This is a genomic window from Ruegeria arenilitoris (assembly GCF_013035425.1).
In the GTDB taxonomy this organism is placed as follows: domain Bacteria; phylum Pseudomonadota; class Alphaproteobacteria; order Rhodobacterales; family Rhodobacteraceae; genus Ruegeria; species Ruegeria arenilitoris_A.
In genome coordinates this window covers 984,819-1,004,778 of sequence record NZ_WQHX01000001.1, presented here as the reverse complement: position 1 = coordinate 1,004,778, position 19,960 = coordinate 984,819, and the positions used below count along the sequence as shown (strand labels likewise).

Below are 19,960 nucleotides of genomic sequence, written 5' to 3'. Positions count from 1 at the left end.
ACGATGTCGATTGAAGTTCGTGTTCCCACGCTTGGCGAGTCGGTAACCGAAGCCACGGTTGCGACATGGTTCAAGAAACCTGGCGATGCAGTCGCTGTGGATGAGATGCTATGCGAGCTGGAGACAGACAAGGTGACGGTCGAAGTACCTTCGCCTGCAGCCGGAGTGATGGGCGAGATCGTCGCGGCAGAAGGTGAAACTGTTGGTGTCGACGCTCTTCTGGCAACCATTGTCGCTGGTGAAGGCGCGGCCCCTGAGCCTACCGCCGCTGCGCCTGCTCCGGCCACTACGCACGCCGCTTCGGGTGGCAGTATTGACGTGATGGTACCTACTCTGGGTGAATCGGTGACCGAGGCAACCGTGTCGACATGGTTCAAGCAAGTCGGTGACAGCGTCGCACAAGATGAAATGCTTTGTGAGTTGGAAACTGACAAAGTTTCGGTTGAGGTGCCCGCTCCGACATCGGGTGTTCTGGCCGAGATTGTTGCACCTGAAGGTGCAACGGTAGACGCTGCGGCAAGGCTGGCAGTGATTTCGGGCGCGGCTGCAGGAGCGGCTCCGGCATCAAAAGCTGCACCGACGACACCCGCTGCGACCGAGAGTTCTGTTAAAGACATTGCGAATGCGCCATCGGCTGAAAAAGCAATGGCAGAAGCGGGACTTTCTCCGGATCAAGTAAGCGGCACTGGGCGCGATGGGCGCATCATGAAAGAAGATGTGGCACGCGCGGTTGCGACCGCATCAGCACCAGCCCCCGCTGCGGAGGCTCCCGCCCCCGCCGCTCAAGCACCGCGGGCCCCTGTCGCCGCCGAAGATGCATCACGTGAAGAGCGCGTGCGCATGACCCGACTGCGCCAAACAATCGCAAAACGCCTGAAGGACGCTCAAAACACCGCTGCCATCCTGACCACCTACAACGAAGTCGATATGACCGAAGTAATGGCCCTTCGAAGCCAGTACAAAGACCAGTTCGAAAAGAAGCACGGTGTGCGTCTGGGCTTTATGTCGTTTTTCACCAAGGCCTGCTGTCACGCACTGAAAGAAGTGCCCGAAGTGAATGCCGAGATCGACGGAACCGACATCGTCTACAAGAACTTCGTGCACATGGGCGTCGCCGCTGGTACACCACAGGGTTTGGTTGTGCCCGTGATAAGGGACGCCGATAGCCTTTCGTTTGCTGAAATCGAAAAAGCCATTGCTGAAAAAGGCAAGCGCGCACGCGACGGAAAACTGAGCATGGCAGAGATGCAAGGTGGGACCTTTACCATCTCGAACGGCGGGGTTTATGGCTCGTTAATGTCTTCGCCAATCCTCAACCCGCCGCAGTCAGGTATTCTTGGCATGCACAAAATTCAGGAGCGCCCAATGGTCATCAACGGAGAAATCAAGATTCGCCCGATGATGTATCTAGCCTTGTCTTATGATCACCGGATCGTAGACGGAAAAGGCGCCGTGACCTTTCTGGTCCGAGTTAAAGAGGCGTTAGAAGACCCACGTCGCCTGCTGATGGACCTCTAGCCATGACCACGCATGTATTATGGCAGGCGGACGTGGCGGACTTTGATGTCTGGTTAAGTGTTTTTCGTGATGACAAACCGATGCGCGAAGCAGCCGGTATTCGTGATCTTAAAATATGGCGCGACCCTGACCAGCACGACCACGCGATAGCATTGTTCGAAATAACCGATCTGGAAAAGGCCCGGGATTTCTTTGAATCCGAAGAACTCGCTATGCACCTTGAACGCGGCGGGGTCGCGCATATCAAGATCAAAGTGCTCACGCCTGTGTAAAGCCAAACAAGTTCCCGAATTTGGGTCACCTTTCTAACAACACGCCCCGCGCGACTTAGGAGAAACAAAAATGGCAAACTATGACGTCATCGTAATCGGCTCGGGGCCTGGCGGCTATGTATGCGCTATCCGATGCGCTCAACTGGGTCTGAAAACCGCCTGTGTCGAAGGGCGTGAGACTTTGGGCGGCACCTGCCTGAACGTAGGTTGCATCCCGTCCAAAGCTTTGCTGCACGCTAGCCATAGTTTGCACGAGGCCGAGCATAACTTTGCCAAGATGGGTCTTAAGGGTAAAAGCCCCTCGGTCGATTGGAAACAAATGCAGGCCTATAAAGACGAAGTAATCGAGGGCAACACCAAGGGCATCGAATTCCTTTTCAAAAAGAACAAGATCGACTGGCTGAAGGGGTGGGGCTCGATCCCGGCGCCAGGGCAGGTAAAGGTGGGTGACGAGGTGCATACGGCCAAGAACATCATCATAGCGACTGGGTCCGAGCCGTCTTCTCTGCCGGGGGTCGAGGTTGACGAAAAAGTGGTCGTGACTTCTACCGGGGCTCTTTCGCTGAACAAAATACCGAAAAAGATGATTGTCATCGGTGCCGGTGTCATCGGGTTGGAACTGGGATCAGTGTACCAGCGGTTGGGTGCCGAGGTGACGGTTATCGAATTCCTCGATGTCATTACCCCGGGCATGGACCCCGAAGTACAAAAAACCTTCCAACGCATTCTCAAAAAACAGGGCCTTAAATTCGTCATGGGTGCGGCCGTTCAAAAAACCGAAGCAACCAAGACCAAAGCGAAAGTCACCTATAAATTGCGTAAAGACGATAGCGAGCACGTGATTGAGGCTGACACCGTACTGGTTGCCACCGGGCGTAAACCGTTCGCCGATGGGCTGGGCCTAGAGGCATTGGGTGTCGAGATGACCCCGCGTGGGCATATCAAGGTCGGCGCCGATTGGCAAACTAATGTGTCCGGTATTTTTGCGATCGGCGACGTAATTGAAGGTCCCATGCTGGCGCATAAGGCTGAAGACGAAGGAATGGCCGCTGCCGAACAAGTCGCGGGCAAGCATGGGCATGTGAACTATGGAGTCATTCCGGGCGTAATTTACACTTGGCCAGAGGTCGCTAACGTCGGTGAAACCGAAGACACACTCAAGGAACAAGGCCGCGCTTACAAGGTCGGCAAATTCATGTTCATGGGCAACGGCCGCGCAAAAGCGAATTTTGCGGCGGATGGATTTGTCAAAATCCTGGCGGATAAAGAAACGGATCGGATACTGGGCGCTCATATTATCGGCCCGGCGGCAGGGGATCTTATTCATGAGGTTTGCGTAGCGATGGAATTTGGCGCTTCCGCCGAAGATCTGGCTCTTACCTGCCATGCTCACCCGACCTATTCCGAAGCAGTCCGAGAGGCAGCGCTTGCCTGCGGTGGCGGACCAATTCACAGCTAAGATTGGAAGGGCCGGACGAGACACAGGTGGGCGATTAGCCCGCCTTTCGTCGCCGACGGATAAGCTGCTTTTAGCTGTCAAATTGTCGAATTCAGACTTAACGCGCCGTGCCTTAAATTCTTCTGGTACCCGATACTTACAAAGCTTAAGGCTGGCTCGGTTTGCGCACGGTCAGTTACTAGGTTTTCTGGACGATCGGGTTCAACCAGGCGTTCAGATAAACCTCCAACCTGTCCCTAAAACTTTGCGACTCATGCAAGGCACAATATTTTAGCGACATCGACTGAAGCGCAAAGGCTTGGACGCCCTCTGCAAGTAAATCAGCGGACACATCTCCACGCACTTCCGCAGATTCCAGCCAAACAGCAGTCATCCTGACATAGCGTTCAAAGCACATCGCGATAGGCCCGATCTCGGCAATTGCCGTTGCGCCAGAATACCGGATAATCAGATCAAACACGTATCGTTCAGAAGTCATAAATGAATGAATAGGTTCAAGTGCATCGATAATTTCCAGCGCGGTTTTGGGCATTGGGCCCTTTTCAACCTGATCAAAGCAGGCCACGAGCTTTTGCCCTATTAGAATCTCCATCAATTCGTCTTTGTCGCGAAAATGTGCAAAAAACGTACCTTTGGCGACACCAGCCGCCTGAACTACTTCATCGACACGCAAAGCCTCGTATCCATTCTTTTCGATAACTGCTTCAGCAGCCGTAAATAAGCGAGCCCGTGTCTTTAGAGTTCTCTTTTGAATTGTCTTTTGCATGTGGTTTGATCGCACGTTTTTTGACCGTGGTCAAATTTTTTATTGACCGCGGTCATTTTTTGATCCTATAAATTGACCGTGGTCAAATTTAGGAGAACCCGATGCAACCCAAGAAGATCCTGATACTCGACGGACATCCCGGCGAAACCAGCCTGTCCAGAACTTTTGCACAAACCTACGCTGATGCAGCGCGTAAAAAGGGGCATGAAATCCGTTTGATTCATCTTAGTGATCTGCAGTTCGACCACGACTTCGGTCAGGGCAATTACCATGAATTCAAACCACTGGAACCCGTTCTAGAACAGGTTTTGCAAGACTTTGAGTGGAGTGAACATCTTGTACTAACGACGCCAATGTGGTGGGGCGGCCTGCCAGCAAAGCTTAAAGGACTGATCGATCGCATGTTCATTCCCGGACGCACATTTGATACCCGCAACACAACGAAAATCGGGTTTCCCGCCCCAATGTTAACGGGCAGAACCGCTCGGGTCATTTTGACTTCGGACACGCCAGGGTGGTTCATGCGCCTGATCTATCGCCAAGCTTTGATCCGTCAGGTTCGAGATCAGATTCTTGGCTTCGTTGGCTTCAAGCCAACCCGTTTTACCTATTTTGCAGGAGCCAGCTATCCAAAACCCGGGAATGTCGACCGTTGGGTGGAAAAAGTAGCCAAGATTGGCGCGGCCGCCGTTTAATGGCAGTAGTTGTCGACTTATGTTACCACATCGTTTTGGCGGCGCGTTCACCCCATTCCTGATCGTATTGCGCGCCGCCTTCTTCACCCTCTGTAATTTCCGCCAAAATTTCACCTACTGTCGGCAAAGACGAGCTTTCATCACCTCTTGTCCAGATTCCGGCTCGTATCAATGCACGCGCGCATTGCGAATAGACCTCGGCGATTTTTACTACGATCACGGTGGAAGGGCGTCTCCCGCGTTTCTCAAATCGCTCTCTTAATATCTCATCTGCCGTCAGCTGAGCTGTGCCGATCACCCTTACAACGTTGTTCGAACCGGGCACAAAAAACATTAGCGATACGCGCCCGTCGCGAACGATATTCCGCAGACTGTCCAACCGATTGTTGCCGCGCCAGTCAGGCAAAGCTAGAGTTCCTGGGTCCAGTTCCAACACAACTGGACCATCGTCGCCACGCGGACTACCGTCGACGCCTTCAGGTCCAACGGTGCTCAGAACGCAAAGGCGCGACGCTCTTATCCAATCACTATAGAGCGGAGTCAGCCGACGGGTCACTTTGCGCAAGGATGCAGAGCCAGGTTCACCGTAAAGCGCTTCAAGTTGCGTAATATTTTCAATGAATTCCATCAGGGTCAAATCCAACTTCTCGCATCAAAGCATCCGAGCGCATTTCGATGACCTCTTCCAGCCGTCCAAGAAATTCGTTGCGGGCTACGCCGGGTTCGATTGGGTCCAAAAAATCGACAATCGCAAGTCCCGGTTTGCGCAAGACACCTGTTCGGGGCCAAAAGACGCCTGCGTTTGTGGCAACCGGAATACAAGTAAAACCAAGCCCTTCGTACAATATTGCTGTTCCAACTTTGTAAGGTTTGTGGACGCCCGGCGCGACCCGAGTGCCTTGAGGGTAGATGACCAGCTGTCCAGGTTCATTGAACTCTTTTGCAACGTCTTTGACCATCTTCGCCACCGCGGCGCCTTTCTTACCGCGATTCACTGGAATACATCCTAAACGCCGAGCATATAAGCCGATTATCGGCGTCCACAATAATTCTCGTTTCATAATGAACTTGCCATGCGGAACGGCGTCAAAAATTACGATAATATCAAGAAAGGACTGGTGCTTTGCCCCTACAACAACCTCGCCTGTAGGCACAACTCCGCGCACTTCCGACCGGATGCCAACCATCCAACGTGCCAGCCACAAAGTCGTTCGTGCATACGTCTTGCAGGCCATAAGAGCGCCACGCTTGGCGAACAGTGCATAAGGCGCAAAGACAAGGCCAAGGATCAGCATCCAAGCATAAATAGTGATCATAAAGATCAGCGATCGCACCCATTGAACGACCATTGTCATTACGACAGCTCCTTCAACTTTCGGCGAGCGGCAGACCATGTTGCGACAAAGGCAACACAGGCGCCCAATAACGGGATCAACGCCGGCGACAGCCACCCAATTCCCTGAAACCCGAGACCCGTCAAAAAACCGCCCTCCTCCGAAACCTCAGGTAATAACAGAACCCCGCTCATGCCCAGCAGAGTACCTACCACAGCACCAAAAAACGCACGAAAAGTGAAGCGTCTGACGAACGCACCTACGATGAACCGGTCTTTTGCACCAACCTGGCGCAGAACTTCAACAATCTGGGCATTGGCCGCCAGCGACGCGTTGGCCGCCAGTGTGATCATCGCGGCGGTAGCTCCTCCGATCAGCAAGATCGAAACCCAGCCCAACCGCCGAAGCGAATTTGCCGCCGTCACAAGCGGCTCGCGCCACCGCGAATGGTCGTCTAAAACAGCGCCGGGAACTTCGGCCCCAAGACGCAATCGCAGGCCCACTGCGTCCAGCCCGGGATCACCTTCCGTTATCTCAATTAGCTGTGGCACAGGCAATGTGTCCAACGGCAGATCCGGTCCAAACCACGGCGACAGCAAAGCCACTTGCTCTTCTGCGGTCAGTACACGTGCTGAAGCCACGCCAGGTGTTTGTCGCAGAACAACAAGTGCAGTCTCGGTCTGGGCCGCAAGTTGTTCGACTGGCGCGTTGATACGAAGTGTTGCCGCACCCGCCAGCTCCGACGCCCAGCGCTCTGCCAATCGTCCGGCGGCCAACGACAAAGCCAAGGCAAAAACGGCCAAAAACGCCATTGCACCCGAAACAAAAAGGGTCAGTTGCGCGGTAAATCCCGTGGGTGGAACAACACGATCTGCACGTCCGTCGCGCCGCAGCAGGTCTCGAACACCTTCACCGATCATAGGTCTGCCCCCGCGAGCTGTAGCTGCCGGTGGGAAATCCTAAGAACGCGGGCCTGTACCTGGCTTTTGGCAGCGCGAATCAGACCCAGGTCGTGGGTAGCAATCAGGATTGTTTTTCCCATTCGGTTCAGTTCAATCAGCAAGTGAAGAAGACGTTGAGACATTTCCCAGTCGACATTCCCAGTGGGTTCGTCCGCCAGCACCAGATCAGGTGATAAAATTACCGCACGCGCAAGTGCCGCGCGCTGCCTTTCGCCTCCAGACAACTCGGGTGGAAGCGCTTGAAGGCGGGAGCCAAGCCCGACCCAGTTCAAAAGCTCGGTAAGGTTTTCCTGTTCCGTCTCTGCGGTGCTCCCTGATACCGTCAAAGGTAACGCGACATTTTCTGCCACGGTCATATGATCCAGAAAGCGGCAATCTTGATGCACAATGCCTATCCGGCGTCGAAGCAATGCCATCTGATCACGATCCAAACTGGAAATGTCTTCCCCAAATGCGCTGAGACGACCCGAGTTTGGCAGCAATGCGCCATAACACAGCTTGAGCAAAGTGGTTTTACCCGCTCCGGATGGTCCCGTTAGAAAATGAAACGAACCGGGCTGCAGCTGTAACGAAACATCGCTCAGCAGCTCGCCGCCGCCATAACTGTAGCTGACATCTTCCAGCTCGATCACGCCTGTCCCCTTTATTATTCAGCCTCTCTTGCCCCAGAGAGGCAGCACTTTCAATGCCTCAGACAGTCCAATTGGCGACACTTAGCCCGCTAAACCGAAAACACGCTTTGCTGTTGAGCCTTAACGGAATATCATTGCAACAAAAATTTTGAACAGGCCGGCAGTCAGGCCAGGAGGCAGAATGAGACTCACATGTCCGAATTGTAGCGCTCAATACGAAGTGCCGGACGACGTCATCCCCGAAAATGGGCGTGACGTGCAATGTTCGAATTGCGAGCATACTTGGTTTCAGGCCAAGAATCAGGAAACTACCGACACACCAGAGCCGGTACAGCCGCCCCCCGCGAAGCCGGAACCGGAACCTGAACAGGTAAGTCCCACTGCGCAGACGGAAGCAGATACCGAAGATGATGCGATAGAGCCGGAAACAACCGTTGCCAGCTCGGGGAACGTGGATCCCGCAATCGCTGGCATCCTAAAGGAAGAAGCGGCTCGAGAATCCAAGTTGCGCGCCCAGGAAGGCACCAGTCTTGAAAGCCAACCAGACCTGGCGTTAGACCAACCAGATGAACCCAAAGTCAAACCTGCAAGACCGGCCGCTACAGCGACCTCTGAAGATGCAGGTCAGAAAGATGCGCTGCCCGATGTCCAGGCGATCAATACAGGATTGCAAAGCGATGACGTCAGCAAAAAGTCTGAAGACGTGCCAACAGAACAACGCAAATCGGGGGGGTTCCTGAGAGGTTTTGCGTTGATTCTGATTATAGGCGTGATCCTGTACTTGGTATACAGCAACGCCAACCAGATCGGCGAGGCCGTGCCTCAGGCCTATCCCGCCTTGAAATCCTATGTGTCATTGGTTGATCAAGCCCGGCTATGGCTTGAAACGCAAGCTGGCGGAGCGGTACAGAATTAACCTGTGCCGCTTGCGCAGATCAAAACCGCTCTAACAGGCGCTTAAGGTATTCAAGTTCGATCTGTGGTCGGTCCGTTTCACCGGTACGGCGCCGGATTTCATCTAACAGCTCACGAGCGCGGCGGTATACGTCTTCGCCCTGCAACAGGTTTTCTTCGGTTGAAATCGATCCGCCGGTTCCTTGATTTCGGCCAAGGGGATCACGGTTGTTGGCCTGCATGTCTCCGTCTTGGGTACCTTGACCAGGCTGGTTTTGCTGGTTTTGCGCCAATGCTTCGCCCAATGACCGCATTCCTTCGCGCAAAGCCTCCATCGCTTCGGATTGCCTGTCGATGGCTTCGGCTAAATCGTCGCCGCGAAGGGCGTCTTCGGCTTCATCCATGGCCCGGCCTGCCCGATCCAGCGCTTCTCGCGCGGCGTCGCCCTCGGGCGTTCCAGATCCGGGCAAACCCTGTTGCTGTCGGCTCAATTCATCTCGAAGGGCTTGCTGACGATCAGCCAGCGTTCCCTGACCCTGCTGGCCTTCACCGGCTTGATCAGTTCCCTGACCCTGTCCGCCCTGCCCTTCGTGGCTCTGGCCACGGCCCTGACCGCCAGACCTGCCTTCGTTGCCCTGGCTTTCGCCAGCTTGCGCGCCCGGATTAAACTGTTCCTGCAGATCCCGGAATGCTTGATCACTAAGACCCTGTTGTTCGCGCAAGGTTTCGGCAAGTCCTTCCATTGCCTGCTGGCCTTCAGATTGACCACCCTGCCCCTGACCCTGCGTTACCCGCATGTTTTCCATCATCTGTTGGAACTCTTCCAGCGCTTGCTGCGCCTCAGCCATACGGCCCTGCTCCATCAGCTCTTGGATGCGGTCCATCATCTCCTGCAGATCATTCTGGGTCATCTGCATCGTTTCGCCGTTTTGACCCTGCTGCCGCTCGCCACCTTCACCGTTTTCCTGTGCAAGACGTTGCAGTTGCTGCAAATAATCCTGAGTCGCCTCACGCAATTCCTGCATCAGTTCAGCGATCTCTTCATCGCTGGCACCGTTTTGCATAGCCTCGGTCAGACGTTCCTGTGCTCGCCGCATACGTTCCAAAGCGTCCGCCAGAGTGCCATCTTCTATGAGAACGGCAAGATCCCACAAAGCTTGTGCAATTTCCTCTTGTTGTTTGGGTTTCAGGCCGTAGGCGTTGAAAGTCTCAAGCCGTCTAAGCGTGACGCGAAGACGAAGATACGCAGTGTCAGACCGAAACAAGTTTTCGGGCTTGTGCGACACCGCCCGCAAAACCTGCGCTACGCGGGTCGCATTCGACCGGGCCCACAGCAGGTCACGACGTTGCTCGATCACTGCGGCTGCCAGCGGATCGAAAAAACGGCGGGCAGGCAAAGCCGTCTGAAACGGCTCGGAATAAGAACGTTGATCGGCTGCGTCTTGAGCCATCAGTGTAATTGTGACCGGTAAATGCGCCCAAGGGTGTTCCGAAAAGTCTTCGATCAGATCTTCAGTGAAATCAGCGCGGTCACCCGTGATGGGCATAGGCAATTCCACCTCGATTATTTCTCGCGGCTCGGGCTCTGTTGACAAACCGAAGCGTCTGTCAACCGACGCTAGGTCCAACTCGATTACGGCCGCCCCGGACACCACGCCATAGTCATCGCTGGACGAAAAGGGCAGTTTCATCTGACCTCCAGCTTCAGCTTCGGCCGCGCCAGATACCGAAATAATAGGGGCCTCGTCCGAAATGACATCCAACACCCAGTCACGCCCAGCGGGGCCTTCGATGGTCATTTGACCAGACCGCTCCGCGACAAAGTCCTGCTCGGGATCGGTTGCAAGCTCGGCGCCAGCGGTCGAAGTGGTTTCCGTCAGACTGTGCGCGCCAACTTCTCCGTAGAATCTTAATGTAATACGGCTTCCCTGAGGCACTGACAGTGTCGGGTCCTTCTGATCGGCCAGATAAAGCGTCGGCAACCCGGTGTATCGTGGCGGTTCAACCCACCCCTCCCACGTCGGTCCCTGACCTGCCGACGCAGTGCCGGGGGTCATGTCTGCAACTGAACCAATTCGCCAAAAGGATCCAAACAGTGTCGCTATCACAAGCGCAAGCAAAGCCGCATATCGCAGAGCGTATGGGTCGCGAGATGCAATCCTTAGGTCAGGTTTAACCGGCTCGGCCAAAGCGGCTCTTTCCCCCATCCGAGCCTGATGTGCACGCCACAAGGCAACCGAGTCTGCATCCATCGCTCCGATTGCCTGGTCATCCATCAAGGCTTGGATCGGGCGCCCCGGAAGGGTTTCATCAAGTCTTATCAAAGCCTCGGCGCGATTAGGTATGCGGAATCGCCGCAAGCCAAATACCGTTGTGCCAGCTAGAACAATCAGCACCACCGCACCAATTATCCATACGGTTTCGACGCCCACCATGTCCTGAAGCCCCAGCATTAGAGCCGCAAGAATCAACATTAGAACAGACAAGAAGGGCCAGAAGGCGCGCCACGCTCTTTCGGCCAACATCCCGGCATGTGTCAGCCAAAGCGACAATCGTGGAATAGGCAGGTTTGGTCTATTGCTCAAAACGGGCCTCCTGATCGGCCCGACGCGATCACTGCGTCAAAGCCACGGGGGTATGGTATCGCGGTTTATGATTTCGTCAAAGCTTGGCCGTTCACGAATAACTGCAAATTGATCCCCGTTAACCAGAACCTCGGGTATCAGAGGGCGGGTATTGTATTCGCTTGACATTACTGCACCATATGCGCCCGCGCTACGGAATGCGATCAGATCACCAGCGACCAAAGGAGGCATGTTGCGTTCTTTGGCAAATGTGTCGCCAGTTTCGCAAACGGGGCCAACTATATCATAAGGTTGCTGTTCAACACCCGGATCGGGTTCCTTTACAGCGACAATATCATGGTGAGCCTCGTACATGGCCGGTCGAATCAGATCATTCATAGCACCGTCCAAAATAAGGAAGTCTCGTCCCTCACCAGATTTGACATAAATGACCTTGCTGACCATTAAACCGGCGTTGCCCGCGATCAAACGGCCCGGTTCAATCTCGATCTCACAACCCAGATGGCCCACGGTTCTTTTGATCAATGCACCGTACTCAATGGGAAGCGGCGGTGCTTCATTGGACCGGGTATAGGGTATTCCCAAACCACCCCCAAGATCGAGGCGCCGGATGGTGTGCCCCTCGCTACGCAGCCGCTCGGTCAGCTCGGCCACTTTGGCATAGGCCATTTCGAATGGCTCTAACTCTGTCAATTGCGAGCCGATATGGACATCAATCCCAATAACTTCCAGACCCGAAAGGCTTGCGGCATGAGCATAGACGTCTGATGCACGAGATATGGGAATTCCAAACTTATTCTCGGATTTTCCGGTCGCGATTTTAGCGTGCGTCTTGGCGTCGACGTCGGGGTTTACACGCACAGTGATCGGCGCGACGACACCTAACGCCAGAGCAACCGAATTGATGACTTCCATCTCAGGCTCGGACTCGACGTTGAACTGCCGGATACCTCCGGTCAGCGCCGTGCGGATCTCGTCCGCAGTTTTTCCGACGCCGGAAAACACAATCCTTTCGCCCGGTACACCGGCAGCCTTGGCGCGCAAATATTCCCCACCCGATACAACATCCATACCCGCGCCTGCCTGCGCCAGTGTTTTCAGTATCGCCTGATTGCTGGCAGCCTTCATGGCATAGCAAACAAGGTGATCAGTTCCCTCAAGCGCATCATCAAACAGTTTGAAATGGCGCAACAGCGTCGCCGTCGAATACACATAGAAAGGCGTTCCGACCGCGGCAGCGATTTCGGAAATTGGTACATCCTCGGCGTAAAGCGCGCCGTCGCGGTAGAGAAAATGATCCATGCCTGCGCGCTTAGACCAAAAACTGCGTGGGGATCAAATGATTCCGCGCAATAGCATAGATGCCTAGAACGTTATCGACGCGCCGGCCCGCGCGTAGCCAGATACCGAAACCCCGGACCCACTGCGTTCATCTGCCGTTTCCTTCCGCGGAGATTGAGTCGGATCACAAGCAGCGAGGACAACAAAGCAAAGCATTACGCACACGGTCTTCATCAAATCCTCATCAATGCGGGAACCCACTGGATTTTTAAGTTACGCTAAAATAGCAGCGTTCAAGCCATTTCAATAAATTTGGCTCAAAGCCCCAGATATACGCCTAACCCGCCGCGCTGCAGGCCGATACCACCGCCGATATGCACCCCGCTGGTGCCAACACCAACGTTTGCGCTCATGGTGGGCTGCGTGGGCTCTCCATCCGCACCACACCCGCTGAGGACAAGACCAGCCGAGATCAGAAGGATTACACTCAGTATTCGCATCCCACCAGCGCCTTCCATCGTTTAATTTGGGCACGCACCTGATCAGGGGCCGTACCTCCGTAGGACTGTCGCGAGTGTACAGAATTCTCGACTGTAAGCACAGAGTAGACATCATCTGTAATTTCCGACTTAACAGACTGCATGTCTTCCAGCGTCAGGTCGGGCAGGTCGCAGCCTTTTTTTTCGGCTATTGCCACTAGTGAGCCTGTCACATGATGGGCATCGCGGAACGGCAGCCCCAAAACACGTACCAACCAATCCGCGAGATCGGTGGCGGTTGAAAAACCCGAGCCTGCAGCTGAGGCGAGGCTTTCACGGTTGGCGGTCATGTCTTTGACCATTCCTTCCATAGCCGCCAAAGCCAGCATCCAGTTGTCCGCCGCGTCAAACACCTGTTCCTTGTCTTCCTGCATGTCCTTGGAATAGGCGAGCGGCAGGCCCTTCATCACCATCATCAACGCGGTATTGGCACCAAATATCCGACCAACTTTGGCGCGGATCAGCTCGGCCGCGTCAGGATTTTTCTTTTGTGGCATGATAGATGAGCCTGTGGAAAACCTGTCGGACAAGGTGACAAAGCGGAACTGGGCTGACGACCAGATCACCAGCTCTTCGGCAAACCGGGACAAATGAACGGCACAAATTGAGGCGGTAGATAGAAATTCCAACGCAAAATCCCTATCGCTGACGGCGTCCAGAGAGTTCGCCGCAGGGCGATCAAAACTCAGCGCTTCGGCGGTCATTTGGCGATCAATCGGGAAGGAAGTTCCCGCCAATGCGGCCGCGCCCAAAGGCGATTCATTCATACGGGTACGCGCGTCGCGAACGCGAGACAGGTCGCGGCCAAACATCTCGACATAGGCCATCATGTGGTGGCCCCATGTGACCGGTTGCGCGGTTTGCAGGTGGGTAAAGCCGGGCATAACCCAATCTGCGCCGGCCTCAGCTTGCGCCAAAAGTGCCCGGATCAAAGCAAGCAAACCGCTTTCTGCCGCGTCCAGCTGATCGCGCACCCAGAGTTTGAAGTCGGTTGCCACCTGATCGTTTCTGGACCGACCGGTGTGCAATCGACCGGCTGGGTCGCCAATGATCTCTTTCAGGCGCGCTTCGACATTCATATGTATGTCTTCCAGCGCGGTTGAAAATTTGAATTCTCCGCGTTCAATTTCTGACAATACGGTGAGCAGCCCTTCCCGAATGGCCTGAGCATCACTATCAGTTATCACGCCTGTAGCCGCAAGCATGGCGGCGTGGGCGCGCGAGCCTGCGATGTCTTGGGCCGCCATCCGCTGATCGAACCCGATCGAGGCATTGATCGCCTCCATTATCGCGTCTGGACCAGCGGCAAAGCGGCCGCCCCACATCTGGTTCGAGGATTGGTCGGTCATGTTGGAAAACCCGGAGTTAATATGCGCCTTGTTAGTCTGATCCCCCTTTATATGGCCCTCGCGCTGGGTGCAAACGCGGCTTTGGCTGCTGATCCGGCAACGATCGAGGCTTTGCGCGAGGACAGCATGAAACGGCTGATCGTGCATAAGGAGCCCAAGGAAGCAAAAACAATCGAGTTTCAGCTCGAAGATGACGGGGGCGTAGGTACTCTGGAAGACTTTCGTGGCAAATACTTACTGGTGAACTTTTGGGCCACTTGGTGCGCGCCTTGCCGTGTGGAGATGCCACAGATCGCCGAACTTCAAGAAGAGTTTGGGGGCGAAAAATTTCAGGTTCTGACATTGGCGACCGGCCGCAATAACCCAGCGGGCATCAAGAAATTCTTTGCAGAAAACGGAATAGACAATCTGCCACGTCATCAAGATCCACGCCAGGCGGCCGCACGCGAGTTCGGCATCGTCGCCTTACCAATAACGGTTATATTGAATCCGGAAGGTCAGGAAATAGCCCGTATGATAGGCGACGCCGAGTGGAATTCAGAAAGCGCCAAAGCGATAATCTCTGCCTTGGTCAACGGCGCAAGCTGACTTGAACAAAGATTTCATAATTTGTTTGTGCGTGAGAATAAGCCTCGATTCCGCGTCGGCATGAATGCGCGCGACACGGCAATGCGCCATAGCTCGAAAAATTCTGGGCAGGCATGGTCAACGATAGTGGCCAGCCAACGGCAACAAGCCTGACGCCACGCTACCTTTGACACAAACCCGTCCCATCTGCACTCTGTCGCCGGGAGGGCAGCATGCCACTTGAAATATTGTTGGTTTTGGTGGTTGTCGGCATTTCCGGAATAGGGCTGATGTTGCACCTGACCGGGCGTTCGCGGATGCGCGTTCTTACACATGACTTAGCTTGGCAGGACTGGCTTCGCCACTTTCCCGACGATGATGTAGTTGATGTTACCGTTTCACATGATGGCCATTTTGCTTTGATCCGAACAAAAGAGGTTGCCGGGCTTTTATGGTCGTTCGGCGCTGACACCGCAGCCAGGCATTTGCTTGATTTTGATTGGCTCGAACATCCGGAAGGTTTCGAGATTCTGTTTCATGATTTCAGCATCCCCCGCGTAATTGTCCGTCTTGACGAAACCGAGCGCCGCCACTGGCGACACTTATTGGACCCCGTATGACAGAGCAGGTGAGTTTCCCAGATGCAGTACAATGGGCTGTCCCGTTTTTTATTGCCGCCATTCTGGTTGAGTTTGTTTGGATCGCAATCAAGGGTCGAGGCGGCCGTTACGAGACACGAGATGCACTGACATCGCTGATTATGGGCGCAGGCAATATTGCATCGGGGTTTCTGTTGGGCTTTATCGCTTACGCGTTTTTCATGTGGCTATGGCAGATTACTCCTCTGGATCTGGGAACTTCCGTCCCCGTAATTTTCATATGCTTTGTGCTGGATGACTTGCGTTACTATTGGGTGCATCGATTTGGGCATCGCATCCGCTGGGTCTGGGCTAGTCACGTGAACCACCACAGTTCGCAGCATTACAACCTGACGACAGCGCTGCGGCAGACATGGACCTATACGTTCACCTTCATGATGGTCGTGCGTGCGCCATTGATTTTACTGGGTTTTCATCCTGCTATGGTTCTCTTTGTTGGCGGTCTGAATCTGATTTATCAATTTTGGATCCACACAGAAGCAATCAGGAAAATGCCTCGCTGGTTCGAAGCAGTAATGAACACACCCAGTCACCACCGTGTGCATCACGGGCGCAACGCGCGTTATCTGGACTGCAATTATGCTGGGGTTTTCATTATCTGGGATAAGTTGTTTGGCACTTTTGTGCCCGAACAAGAAAGCGACAAGGTGGATTATGGGTTGGTACACAACATCGGCACCTTTAACCCGCTACGCGTGGCCTTTCACGAATGGGTGAGTATCTGGCGCGACGCAACTCAAACTGGTCTGAGCTTGCGTCAGCGTCTGGCTTATTGCTTTGCGCCACCCGGATACAGTCATGACGGAAGCCGAAATAATTCCAATCAGATCAAGGCCAAGCATCTGGCCCGGCACCCCGAAGATCATGGTACCCCAGGATTCGAAGGGTTCAGCGCAAGCCGACAAAATGGTCTTGCGGACAGGTCATAAGTCGCCGATTTAAAAAATTAAACCTTGAAATCCGCTGGATTGCCGCCACATCGCACAAGTGTTTCAATATCGAGCGACCAGAACTCATGATGCGCCTGACAATAACCGCAACCGCGATAGGCCTTTTGGGCCTTGTAACGGCTATGCTCGCCGCCCTCAGTCCGGAAACACCAGCAGCGATCCTGAGCTTGGGGTTCGGATTGGCGCTGGTGGGCTTTCTTGGTTCGGTGATCGGGGCGATTATCGCCATGGGTCGTGCTTGGCAATCTTCGCGCTAGAGAAACTTTTCCTGACAAAGGAAGTTTGTAAGTTTCATTAACTTCAAATTCATAAGTTTGCCCCGACATTGTGCTGGATGCCATTCCAGATATGCACAGAAATATGGTGCACGCATGCGGGACAAAAAACTCTCTGATTTGCCGGAAGGTTTGGACAGCCCTTTGAATGCTGCCGTCACTTCACGAGACCAATCGGTGCTGAACATGGCGACCGATGCGGTCAAACACAAGCAATGTAAACTTGCGTTTCAGCCCGTAATGCAAGCGAGGGTTCCACACAATGTAGCCTTCTACGAAGCGTTTATACGGGTTTTGGACGAAACCGGACGCGTCATTCCGGCCAGAGAATTCATGCCGCAAATCGAAAACACCCCTATTGGCCGTGACATAGATTGTGTTGCGCTGGAAATGGGCCTTAGAACCCTGCGGCAAAACCCTGGAATTCGCTTGTCCATAAACATGTCCGCGCGTTCGATAGGGTATACGCGCTGGTCTCGCATTTTGGACCGTTCCCTCAAAAAGGACCGCAGTCTAGGCGAAAGGCTTATTCTGGAAATCTCTGAAAGCTCTGCGATGCTGGTACCCGAATTGGTTATGGACTTCATGGATCGCCAGCAAGAACGAGGGATTGCATTTGCGTTGGAGGACTTTGGCGCCAGCAATTTCAGCTTTCGACACTTTCGTGAGTTTCTGTTTGACGCGGCTAAGATCGACGGACAGTTCATTCGTGGTATAAATGAAAATCCAGACAATCAGGCGCTGGTGAGAGCATTAATTGCAGTCGCACGCGAGTTCGAAATCCTTGTGACTGCCGAATCGGTTGAAAGCAAAGCAGACGCCGAATTTCTGGTTGCAAACGGTGTGGATTGCCTACAGGGTTTTTTGTTCGGCGCGCCGTCTGTCACACCACCGTGGGCACCAGAAAATACGGTCAAAACGGCTGTTTAGACTGAAACCTTAGGTGCGGTATTGCGCCGAACTTGACGCTGAGACAAGGTGTCCATTGCTGCATATGCAGCATTGAGGTATGCCAGAGCCCACTAGGGCGGGGGATCACAAGGCGCTTTTGTTTTGAAAAGAAGGGCCTGTCATCCGAACAATCAGATCTCCTGCTGGACCATGACGGTAAAGGATTGACTATATGACCAACGTAGTAATCGCATCCGCCGCCCGCACAGGTGTGGGCAGCTTTGCTGGTTCGTTTGCGAACACCCCTGCCCATGACCTCGGCGCTGCGGTCCTCGAAGCGGTAGTGGACCGCGCAGGGGTCGAAAAAGGCGAGGTAAGCGAAACCATCATGGGCCAGGTCCTTACAGCCGCCCAAGGTCAAAACCCCGCACGACAGGCGCACATCAATGCCGGGCTGCCACAGGAAAGCGCTGCGTGGGGCATCAATCAGGTTTGCGGTTCGGGATTGCGAGCCGTGGCTTTGGGTGCCCAGCACATCCAACTGGGCGATGCCGATATTGTCTGCGCCGGAGGACAGGAAAACATGACCTTGTCGCCTCATGCCGCGGCCCTTCGCGCCGGCCACAAGATGGGTGACATGAAATACATCGACACGATGATACGCGACGGCTTGTGGGATGCCTTCAATGGTTATCACATGGGCCAAACGGCTGAAAACGTTGCCGAAAAGTGGCAGATCAGCCGCGACATGCAGGATGAATTCGCCGTCGCATCGCAGAACAAAGCCGAAGCGGCCCAGAACGCTGGCAAGTTCGCCGATGAAATCGTGCCCTTCACCATCAAGACCCGCAAGGGCGACATCGTGATGGACAAGGACGAATACATCCGCCATGGCGCGACCATGGAGGCGATGGCCAAACTGCGCCCGGCCTTCACCAAAGACGGATCGGTCACTGCGGCAAACGCTTCGGGCCTAAATGACGGTGCAGCGGCAACCCTGCTGATGTCGTCGGAGAATGCCGAAAAACGCGGCATCGAGCCTCTGGCCCGTATTGCGTCCTACGCGACCGCTGGCTTGGATCCGTCGATCATGGGCGTCGGCCCGATCTACGCCTCGCGCAAGGCGCTTGAAAAGGCGGGCTGGTCGGTTGACGATCTGGATCTGGTCGAGGCCAATGAAGCCTTTGCAGCGCAGGCCTGCGCCGTGAACAAGGACATGGGCTGGGATCCGTCGATCGTGAATGTGAACGGCGGCGCGATTGCCATCGGTCACCCGATCGGGGCCTCGGGCTGCCGCGTTCTGAACACGCTTCTGTTCGAAATGAAACGCCGTGACGCCAAGAAGGGTCTTGCAACACTGTGCATCGGCGGTGGCATGGGCGTTGCCCTGTGCGTGGAGCGCGACTAAGTGCTTTGACAAGCGAACAAAAAAGGGCGTCCGTTGGGCGCCCTTTTTTGTTACAACTGGGGCTTGCCCCGAAGATGCGACAAAATCGCCGAGCGGAAACACTGAAACAGACACGAAACGATATTGCGCGATAATCTCACTCAGAGTAACAGAATTACCAAGATGACTAAATTTGGAGGAATCCTGAATGGCACGTACAGCACTCGTAACCGGCGGTTCCCGCGGTATTGGCGCAGCAATTTCCAAAGCGCTAAAAGCCGAAGGATACAATGTTGCAGCCACCTATGCAGGCAATGACGAAGCGGCCGCGAAATTTACCGAAGAAACTGGAATTAAGACCTACAAATGGAACGTTGCCGATTATGATGACTCCAAAGCGGGCATCGAAAAGGTCGAAGCTGAAGTGGGACCGATCGACATCGTTGTCGCCAACGCTGGTATAACGCGCGATGCGCCGTTCCACAAAATGACGCCAGAGCAGTGGCATCAGGTGATCGACACCAATCTGACCGGTGTATTCAATACTGTACACCCTGTGTGGCCGGGAATGCGTGAACGCAAATTTGGCCGCGTGATTGTCATTAGCTCGATCAACGGTCAAAAAGGCCAGTTTGCCCAAGTAAACTATGCCGCTACGAAGGCAGGCGATCTGGGTATTGTCAAATCACTGGCACAAGAGGGCGCGCGTGCAGGCATCACAGCCAATGCAATCTGTCCCGGTTACATCGCCACTGAGATGGTGATGGCCGTTCCAGAGAAGGTGCGCGAGGCCATTATCGGCCAAATCCCTGCTGGTCGTCTGGGTGAGCCGGAGGAAATCGCGCGTTGCGTTACGTTCCTGGCTTCGGAAGACTCACAGTTCATAAATGGATCGACTATTTCGGCCAACGGTGCACAGTTCTTCGTCTGATGCAGAGCGCTGGG

At 54.4% G+C, this 19,960-nt stretch carries 21 protein-coding genes; 12 read left to right on the top strand and 9 right to left on the bottom strand.

What is annotated here, in order from left to right; genetic code table 11:
* Positions 1–3: 3 nt before the first annotated feature.
* From odhB to lpdA, 3 genes are all read left to right on the top strand, one after another.
* Positions 4–1,518 (top strand): 2-oxoglutarate dehydrogenase complex dihydrolipoyllysine-residue succinyltransferase, encoded by a 1,515-nt coding sequence (gene odhB, locus GOV45_RS04900; protein WP_170474943.1) that lies wholly within the window; start codon positions 4–6, stop codon positions 1,516–1,518.
* 2 nt (positions 1,519–1,520) lie between these two features.
* Entirely contained in the window at positions 1,521–1,790 is a 270-nt protein-coding gene (locus tag GOV45_RS04895) for a hypothetical protein (protein WP_170474940.1), read from the top strand.
* Positions 1,791–1,860: 70 nt separating this feature from the next.
* On the top strand, positions 1,861–3,249 hold the full coding sequence (gene lpdA, locus GOV45_RS04890; RefSeq protein WP_170474937.1) for a dihydrolipoyl dehydrogenase: 1,389 nt from the start codon (positions 1,861–1,863) through the stop codon (positions 3,247–3,249).
* A gap of 178 nt (positions 3,250–3,427) precedes the next feature.
* Here lpdA and GOV45_RS04885 read toward each other — a convergent pair whose 3' ends face one another.
* Positions 3,428–4,015, bottom strand: coding sequence for a TetR/AcrR family transcriptional regulator (locus GOV45_RS04885; protein ID WP_170474934.1), 588 nt, complete (start codon positions 4,013–4,015; stop codon positions 3,428–3,430).
* A 101-nt stretch (positions 4,016–4,116) separates the two neighbouring features.
* Between GOV45_RS04885 and GOV45_RS04880 the strand changes: the two genes are divergently transcribed.
* Positions 4,117–4,710, top strand: coding sequence for an NAD(P)H-dependent oxidoreductase (locus GOV45_RS04880; RefSeq protein WP_170474931.1), 594 nt, complete (start codon positions 4,117–4,119; stop codon positions 4,708–4,710).
* A gap of 22 nt (positions 4,711–4,732) precedes the next feature.
* Here the strand turns inward: GOV45_RS04880 and GOV45_RS04875 are convergent, their stop codons facing one another.
* Genes GOV45_RS04875 through GOV45_RS04860 form a run of 4 tightly spaced genes read right to left on the bottom strand, consistent with a single transcriptional unit; the run spans position 4,733 to position 7,638 of the window.
* Complete coding sequence (locus tag GOV45_RS04875) at positions 4,733–5,338, bottom strand: pyridoxamine 5'-phosphate oxidase family protein (protein WP_170474928.1); 606 nt, start codon at positions 5,336–5,338, stop codon at positions 4,733–4,735.
* Positions 5,325–6,065 (bottom strand): lysophospholipid acyltransferase family protein, encoded by a 741-nt coding sequence (locus GOV45_RS04870; protein WP_170474926.1) that lies wholly within the window; start codon positions 6,063–6,065, stop codon positions 5,325–5,327. Before GOV45_RS04870 ends, GOV45_RS04875 begins: the two co-directional genes overlap by 14 nt.
* A complete protein-coding gene (locus tag GOV45_RS04865) occupies positions 6,065–6,964 on the bottom strand; it encodes a cell division protein FtsX (protein WP_170474924.1) in 900 nt (299 codons plus the stop codon). Before GOV45_RS04865 ends, GOV45_RS04870 begins: the two co-directional genes overlap by 1 nt.
* Positions 6,961–7,638, bottom strand: a complete 678-nt coding sequence (locus GOV45_RS04860) for a cell division ATP-binding protein FtsE (RefSeq protein WP_170474922.1) — start codon at positions 7,636–7,638, stop codon at positions 6,961–6,963. The genes GOV45_RS04865 and GOV45_RS04860 overlap by 4 nt, the downstream gene beginning before the upstream one ends.
* Before the next feature lie 181 nt (positions 7,639–7,819).
* On the opposite strand from GOV45_RS04860, the gene GOV45_RS04855 reads away from it, so the two are divergent.
* Complete coding sequence (locus tag GOV45_RS04855; protein WP_170474920.1) at positions 7,820–8,554, top strand: zinc-ribbon domain-containing protein; 735 nt, start codon at positions 7,820–7,822, stop codon at positions 8,552–8,554.
* A 19-nt stretch (positions 8,555–8,573) separates the two neighbouring features.
* Here GOV45_RS04855 and GOV45_RS04850 read toward each other — a convergent pair whose 3' ends face one another.
* The 4 genes from GOV45_RS04850 to argH all read right to left on the bottom strand — a co-directional run bounded on the left by GOV45_RS04850 (position 8,574) and on the right by argH (position 14,286).
* Positions 8,574–11,117, bottom strand: coding sequence for a TIGR02302 family protein (locus GOV45_RS04850; RefSeq protein ID WP_367648652.1), 2,544 nt, complete (start codon positions 11,115–11,117; stop codon positions 8,574–8,576).
* A 36-nt stretch (positions 11,118–11,153) separates the two neighbouring features.
* Positions 11,154–12,419, bottom strand: a complete 1,266-nt coding sequence (lysA, locus tag GOV45_RS04845; RefSeq protein WP_170474917.1) for a diaminopimelate decarboxylase — start codon at positions 12,417–12,419, stop codon at positions 11,154–11,156.
* A gap of 296 nt (positions 12,420–12,715) precedes the next feature.
* On the bottom strand, positions 12,716–12,898 hold the full coding sequence (locus GOV45_RS04840; RefSeq protein ID WP_170474914.1) for an argininosuccinate lyase: 183 nt from the start codon (positions 12,896–12,898) through the stop codon (positions 12,716–12,718).
* A complete protein-coding gene (gene argH / locus GOV45_RS04835) occupies positions 12,886–14,286 on the bottom strand; it encodes an argininosuccinate lyase (RefSeq protein ID WP_170474912.1) in 1,401 nt (466 codons plus the stop codon). Before argH ends, GOV45_RS04840 begins: the two co-directional genes overlap by 13 nt.
* A gap of 21 nt (positions 14,287–14,307) precedes the next feature.
* Here argH and GOV45_RS04830 point away from each other — a divergent pair, with 21 nt between their 5' ends.
* From GOV45_RS04830 to phbB, 7 genes are all read left to right on the top strand, one after another.
* On the top strand, positions 14,308–14,874 hold the full coding sequence (locus tag GOV45_RS04830; protein ID WP_170474909.1) for a TlpA disulfide reductase family protein: 567 nt from the start codon (positions 14,308–14,310) through the stop codon (positions 14,872–14,874).
* 212 nt (positions 14,875–15,086) lie between these two features.
* Positions 15,087–15,473: a hypothetical protein gene (locus GOV45_RS04825; RefSeq protein WP_170474906.1), complete on the top strand. Its 387-nt coding sequence runs from the start codon at positions 15,087–15,089 to the stop codon at positions 15,471–15,473.
* Positions 15,470–16,441: a sterol desaturase family protein gene (locus tag GOV45_RS04820; RefSeq protein WP_170474904.1), complete on the top strand. Its 972-nt coding sequence runs from the start codon at positions 15,470–15,472 to the stop codon at positions 16,439–16,441. The genes GOV45_RS04825 and GOV45_RS04820 overlap by 4 nt, the downstream gene beginning before the upstream one ends.
* Before the next feature lie 86 nt (positions 16,442–16,527).
* Entirely contained in the window at positions 16,528–16,719 is a 192-nt protein-coding gene (locus tag GOV45_RS04815) for a hypothetical protein (RefSeq protein WP_170474902.1), read from the top strand.
* A 114-nt stretch (positions 16,720–16,833) separates the two neighbouring features.
* Positions 16,834–17,667, top strand: coding sequence for an EAL domain-containing protein (locus tag GOV45_RS04810; RefSeq protein ID WP_170474899.1), 834 nt, complete (start codon positions 16,834–16,836; stop codon positions 17,665–17,667).
* Between the two features lie 193 nt (positions 17,668–17,860).
* Positions 17,861–19,036 carry an acetyl-CoA C-acetyltransferase gene (locus GOV45_RS04805; RefSeq protein ID WP_170474896.1) on the top strand — a complete coding sequence of 392 codons (1,176 nt, stop codon included), beginning with the start codon at positions 17,861–17,863 and terminating at the stop codon, positions 19,034–19,036.
* Positions 19,037–19,223: 187 nt separating this feature from the next.
* Positions 19,224–19,946 (top strand): acetoacetyl-CoA reductase, encoded by a 723-nt coding sequence (gene phbB, locus GOV45_RS04800; protein WP_170474893.1) that lies wholly within the window; start codon positions 19,224–19,226, stop codon positions 19,944–19,946.
* Positions 19,947–19,960 lie beyond the last annotated feature (14 nt).

What these genes read in the sequence shown, in the direction of transcription:
- GOV45_RS04865 (WP_170474924.1), bottom strand. Translation starts at nt 6,964, where the DNA reads ATGATCGGTGAAGGTGTTCGAGACCTGCTGCGGCGCGACGGACGTGCA.
- GOV45_RS04885 (WP_170474934.1), bottom strand. Translation starts at nt 4,015, where the DNA reads ATGCAAAAGACAATTCAAAAGAGAACTCTAAAGACACGGGCTCGCTTA.
- GOV45_RS04855 (WP_170474920.1), top strand. Translation starts at nt 7,820, where the DNA reads ATGAGACTCACATGTCCGAATTGTAGCGCTCAATACGAAGTGCCGGAC.
- phbB (WP_170474893.1), top strand. Translation starts at nt 19,224, where the DNA reads ATGGCACGTACAGCACTCGTAACCGGCGGTTCCCGCGGTATTGGCGCA.
- odhB (WP_170474943.1), top strand. Translation starts at nt 4, where the DNA reads ATGTCGATTGAAGTTCGTGTTCCCACGCTTGGCGAGTCGGTAACCGAA.
- GOV45_RS04805 (WP_170474896.1), top strand. Translation starts at nt 17,861, where the DNA reads ATGACCAACGTAGTAATCGCATCCGCCGCCCGCACAGGTGTGGGCAGC.
- GOV45_RS04815 (WP_170474902.1), top strand. Translation starts at nt 16,528, where the DNA reads ATGATGCGCCTGACAATAACCGCAACCGCGATAGGCCTTTTGGGCCTT.
- argH (WP_170474912.1), bottom strand. Translation starts at nt 14,286, where the DNA reads ATGACCGACCAATCCTCGAACCAGATGTGGGGCGGCCGCTTTGCCGCT.
- GOV45_RS04875 (WP_170474928.1), bottom strand. Translation starts at nt 5,338, where the DNA reads ATGGAATTCATTGAAAATATTACGCAACTTGAAGCGCTTTACGGTGAA.
- GOV45_RS04840 (WP_170474914.1), bottom strand. Translation starts at nt 12,898, where the DNA reads ATGCGAATACTGAGTGTAATCCTTCTGATCTCGGCTGGTCTTGTCCTC.
- GOV45_RS04895 (WP_170474940.1), top strand. Translation starts at nt 1,521, where the DNA reads ATGACCACGCATGTATTATGGCAGGCGGACGTGGCGGACTTTGATGTC.
- GOV45_RS04830 (WP_170474909.1), top strand. Translation starts at nt 14,308, where the DNA reads ATGCGCCTTGTTAGTCTGATCCCCCTTTATATGGCCCTCGCGCTGGGT.
- GOV45_RS04880 (WP_170474931.1), top strand. Translation starts at nt 4,117, where the DNA reads ATGCAACCCAAGAAGATCCTGATACTCGACGGACATCCCGGCGAAACC.
- lpdA (WP_170474937.1), top strand. Translation starts at nt 1,861, where the DNA reads ATGGCAAACTATGACGTCATCGTAATCGGCTCGGGGCCTGGCGGCTAT.
- lysA (WP_170474917.1), bottom strand. Translation starts at nt 12,419, where the DNA reads ATGGATCATTTTCTCTACCGCGACGGCGCGCTTTACGCCGAGGATGTA.
- GOV45_RS04870 (WP_170474926.1), bottom strand. Translation starts at nt 6,065, where the DNA reads ATGACAATGGTCGTTCAATGGGTGCGATCGCTGATCTTTATGATCACT.
- GOV45_RS04820 (WP_170474904.1), top strand. Translation starts at nt 15,470, where the DNA reads ATGACAGAGCAGGTGAGTTTCCCAGATGCAGTACAATGGGCTGTCCCG.
- GOV45_RS04810 (WP_170474899.1), top strand. Translation starts at nt 16,834, where the DNA reads ATGCGGGACAAAAAACTCTCTGATTTGCCGGAAGGTTTGGACAGCCCT.
- GOV45_RS04825 (WP_170474906.1), top strand. Translation starts at nt 15,087, where the DNA reads ATGCCACTTGAAATATTGTTGGTTTTGGTGGTTGTCGGCATTTCCGGA.